The 4,471-nt window shown below is 66.0% G+C and carries 3 protein-coding genes and 1 pseudogene; all 4 read right to left on the bottom strand.

Features of this window, described 5'->3' with window-relative positions:
• Window positions 1-379: pseudogene (locus QOC69_RS26685) on the bottom strand (hypothetical protein); the annotation flags it as partial.
• Window positions 376-1,620: a hypothetical protein gene (locus QOC69_RS26680; protein WP_526445340.1), complete on the bottom strand. Its 1,245-nt coding sequence runs from the start codon at window positions 1,618-1,620 to the stop codon at window positions 376-378. The pseudogene QOC69_RS26685 and the gene QOC69_RS26680, both read right to left, overlap by 4 nt.
• On the bottom strand, window positions 1,617-3,350 hold the full coding sequence (locus QOC69_RS26675; protein ID WP_526445338.1) for a hypothetical protein: 1,734 nt from the start codon (window positions 3,348-3,350) through the stop codon (window positions 1,617-1,619). The genes QOC69_RS26680 and QOC69_RS26675 overlap by 4 nt, the downstream gene beginning before the upstream one ends.
• The coding region (locus QOC69_RS26670; RefSeq protein ID WP_526445336.1) for a glycosyltransferase family 2 protein at window positions 3,347-4,471 on the bottom strand (1,125 nt) is incomplete at its 5' end. The genes QOC69_RS26670 and QOC69_RS26675, both read right to left, overlap by 4 nt.

Here is a 4,471-nt window from a genome sequence, read left to right as displayed (position 1 = left end):
TGTAGTGCTGCATCGCGACCGAGGCGAGCTGGCGGTAGTTGTTCACCCTCGCCGGGTGCGTGAAGTCATTCCCGCCTGCCCGGCTGGAGACGATGGCGTACCCGGCCTCGATCAGGTCCGACGTGAGGCCGTCGAAGTGCGGGTCGTTGGTGACGGTGAACTCGTCCTGATCGACACCGTGAAAGAACACCACGATGCCGTGCACCAAGACATCTCGCTTGCTCACCGCGAGTACCGACTGACCGTCGACCTGGATTCTCAGATAATCGAACTCGGCCGTCTTGGTGCTGCACGACGTGACGAGGTTGACGAGCAGGACCAGCAGCGCCGCAAGAGCGACCGCCCTGGCGGCCGACCTCGACAGGGTGCCACGGCTCATGTCGGTCCACCAGATCGGGACGGCAGCGGTGACTCCGACACCAGCCCGATGGGGTCGGCTATCGCTGCGTCCACGGCGCGCTGGACGAGGTCGGCGTCAATCGCGTTGTCGTTGAACGCCACGTTGATCGAGATCATCCGTCGGTTGTCGCCGAAGAGCACCGTGAGGCCGAAGGGCCCGTCCGGTGGCACGCTGCCGCCATACACCGGAGGAAGATCGGTGAGGAAGGGCAAACCATCGATCTCGGGTGTCCTGCCCATGTTGGTGAACGTCACCCTGGCGAGTCCGTTCGGGTCGAAACTGGTGACCGGGATCGGCGTCGCGAATCGGCTACGTGCCGACGTCAGTAGCTGATTGGCCAGCGGCCGTGCCGAACTCATGGTGGTTCGCATACTCGCCGAAAGTTCCTCCGGCGCCATCTCGGCGTCGATGCGCATCGGGACGCCTGCGACGAAGTTGCCATCGATGTAGCGCCAGCCGAGGTAGCGCCGGAGGTCGACCAAGACCCGTCGATCGTCGGAGGTCTCCAGACCGACGCGGAGCATGGCGCGCAGCATCAACGCGATCAGCAAGGCGAAGCGGCTCGCCTTCGGCGCGGATTGCGCACCCCACTCGAACAACTCATCGGCACGCGACCTGGCGAGCGACCCGTAGATGGTGCGGCGCGCCGGAGTCCATGGTCTCTGTTCGCCAGGGCCGACCGGTGCGTCCGGAGTCAGGGCAACACGGTCGCGGACGGCGTCGCGCAGCAGCCGTGGCCTGCCACCGAACGTCTTTGCCGCCGCGCCAAGCAGTGGGGACGACCTGGCCCTCTGCACTGGCCACTCCACGACCTCCCCCGTCAACGCGCTCTGCAGCACCGTCGAGATGGTCGTCAGGAACAGCCGGCCGTCCCCAACACTGTGCAACATCCGCAGGCCGATGTGGTTGGGGTACCGGATCAGGCACAGCGGCGACGTCAGTGCGGCGTCTCCTGCCATCGCGTCCAGTGTCGAACCGACGTCGTCTCCTGGCCAGTCCCGTTCGACGACAACCGATTCGAGCGCGCGGTCGCCGTGCCACTGCCATGACTCACTGTCGAGTCTCCAGGTGAGCCGGCTATGGGGGTAGTCCCGGGAAATGGCACCTACCGCGGCACGCAGGGCATCGGTCGTCGGCATCGCGATCGGCCCGCAGAGCACGCTCACGCACGAGTCGGCCCACGGCCTGTCGCGGTGTTGGACTTTGGTGATCATGGTCACTTGCCGAGCTTGTCCGTATCGACCTTGTGCACGAACACGGTGATGCCCTCACCGTCGAAGAAGGGCTGCCAGCGTTCGGTGTCGCGCTTGAGCCATTCTTTGAGATTTGGCAGCGCGTCCCACGGGAGGATGCCGAAATACCAAGAGTAGACCCGCATCTGGTCGGTGATGATGAGATAGGTGGACGCATCGGGGCGACTGTTCAGCGCGTAGACGAACTCCTCGTAGTCGGTCTGCGAGATGAAGTGTCGTCCGGCGAGGTTCGCGGCGTTGATCATCAGACCGTCGAAATGCGCGTCGAACCGTGCGTAGTCGACGTAACGCCACGAACTGCGTTCCGGCCACACCGGCGCAACCGCGGTCAGGTAGGCAGGCAGCTCGGCTTGACCGAGAACCACCCGCGCCGTGTCGACCTGCGACTTGGGCATCACGTTGGCGTACCAGGACCCGGTGTAGCCCTGCGCGGACAGCGCGGTCGCGACGCCGAGGGCGGCGAGACCCGCGGCGTAACGCCTGATCCCGCCCTGCAACGCCGCGACCAGCACCGGTGCCAGGACCAGACAGCAGCCGATCAACGAGTACAGGAAGACCCTGAATACCGCCTCCCCGCCGTAATTCTGGCCGCCGAGGATCAGCATCGGGCTGAGCGCCAGAATTCCTGCCGCCAAGAACGCCTGCTTGCGACGCCACCGAACGAGCAGCACGATCGCAGTGACGACCCACATGGCCGCCGACAACCCGCGCACACCCGCGCTCGTCACCCTCTGGCCGAGAACACCGACGGTCGGGATGTTGGTCTTGGCGTTGTCGAGGACGTCCGACGAAAACAGCGTGTATTGCGACGCCTGGTCCCAGTTGTAGAGCAGATAGGCACCGAGCATCGCGGCCAAGGGAATCACGATCCACCAGGGCTTCATTCGCCGCGTGATGACCAGAAGCCCGATGACCATGAGCGTCCAGTACGGGGTGAGCTGGTGGGTGACCGTCGCGGCGCCGAACAGCAAGATGATCAGCAGCGTGCCGACGGGTCGGTCACGCGAAAGCCCCACCAGCATAAGGACACCCGCGACCAGCAACATGACGGTCGCTTGCGGCGAGAAGTAGTCCTGTTCGACCCAATTCAGGGTCGACACCAGGAATGTCGCGGTCAACGCGACCATCGAGCGCAGACCCCAGCATCGAGCCACCCCGTAGACGAGCAGGGCGAAGACGACGTGGAACACGGGCGTGAACCAGTGCGCGATCTCGGTGACGGGCACCCCGGTCAGGTCGGCGAACCAGGCGGTGAGCGCGAACAGGCCAGGCCACCCGTTGTAGATGTCGACGTCGCGGGCCAAGGTGTGGGCGTGCTGGATGTAGTCCACAACGCCGAGGTGTTTGTACGTCCACGCATACATCGGCATGTCGGTCGCGACGGCCCTCGGCAGCCGTTGCACGATGATCGTCACCAGGATCGCCACCACCATCGCTGGCGCGTTCGCCCGTCGAACTGCCACGGCAAATCCCAAGGCGGCCAGGAGGATCGAGGCACCGTAGGCCGGTGAGGCGACCGCGAGCAAGCCCCACTGGGAGGGGACGGCAGTCGGAATGGTGCGCTCGCCGATGACGAACAGGACCAGCGCCAGCGCCAGTATCGCCCACGGCAGCCAGCCTCGACCGCGGTCGCGTGGTCCGGCCGTGTGGCTGGCGGGTACGGCCGAGGTGTGTTCGATGGCGGACGTTGCGGTCATGGCACGCCGACCGCTCGCCGTTGGGCCAGATACGCGCACCGTGCCAGACCACCTGCCGTGGTGGCCACCGTCAGGCCGAGCAGCACCCCGACCGGGTGATAGACGTTGACCATCAGCAGCCCGGTGACGGTGACCACGCACGCGGCAAGGCCGACCACCGGGATGAGCGGCAGCACCGCGTACGTAGGGAGATGGGGGTACCAGGAAAGCAGCAGACTCCCGGGGCCAGCCATCATGAACGCGGCGACGACGAGGACCAGTACCGCAGTGGGTAGCGTGCGGATCGCACCGAGTGACCCGACCGCACCGAGAATTGCTGCCAACAGTGCCAGTCGGCCGGCAATGATCACGTTGCCAGGGTCGCCCCACATCTGGCTGCGGCGAAAGTCCAGCGCCCGGAAGAACTTCCACGGGCGGAGCGGATTCGCGTTGCGTCCAGCCACACGCGCTTGCACCAACGCCAACGGTCCCCGCAGAACTCCCGCCAGCTCACGCCGGTCCAGTCCGTCGAGGCTCGGTTCGGTGTCGAGGACGTCGGACTGGTCGACCGCGGTGATGCCCCGCAGGTGCTGGATGCCTGGGCCGACCCGGCGCAGCACCATCCCAACGGTTTGGCGATGCGTCAGCAGCTTGGCAATCCAGCCGCCCAGCCCCAACCCGTAGTTGTGAATCTGCGTCTCGAGTTCTTCGGCGGTGCGCCGATGCCGGTGCCACACCACCGCCGACGGTTCCCGAACCAGCTTGTGACCCGCCAGCAGCACCCGGACGAACAGGTCGATGTCTTCGCCTCCGCCGGTCGGCGACCCGATGCCAAGGCCCTCGTCGAAGCCGCCGAGTTCGGTGACCGCGTCACGGCGGACCGCGAAGTTGGCGCCGGTGCCGAACTGCGCGACGCGCAAGGGGAACAGGCAGTCGTCCTCCGGAGGATCAGCCAGGTCATACACCGCGGCGTCGCACCGGCGGGCCCATCCGACCCTGCGGTCGAAGTAGGACTGTGCCGGAGTCAATAGCTCTGCGCTGGGCACCATCCCGCACACGCAGGCCACCCGGTCGTCTTCGACGAACCTGGCGGCCAGGTTGGTCAACCAGGATCGGTCGACCAGAACGTCGTCATCGGTGAA

This window comes from Mycobacterium sp. (assembly GCF_032162105.1).
Classification (GTDB): domain Bacteria; phylum Actinomycetota; class Actinomycetes; order Mycobacteriales; family Mycobacteriaceae; genus Mycobacterium.
This window is presented reverse-complemented; position numbering and strand designations above follow the sequence as displayed.

Excerpts from the sequence above, each read along its gene's own strand:
- QOC69_RS26675 (WP_526445338.1), bottom strand. The coding sequence starts at position 3,350 with ATGACCGCAACGTCCGCCATCGAACACACCTCGGCCGTACCCGCCAGC.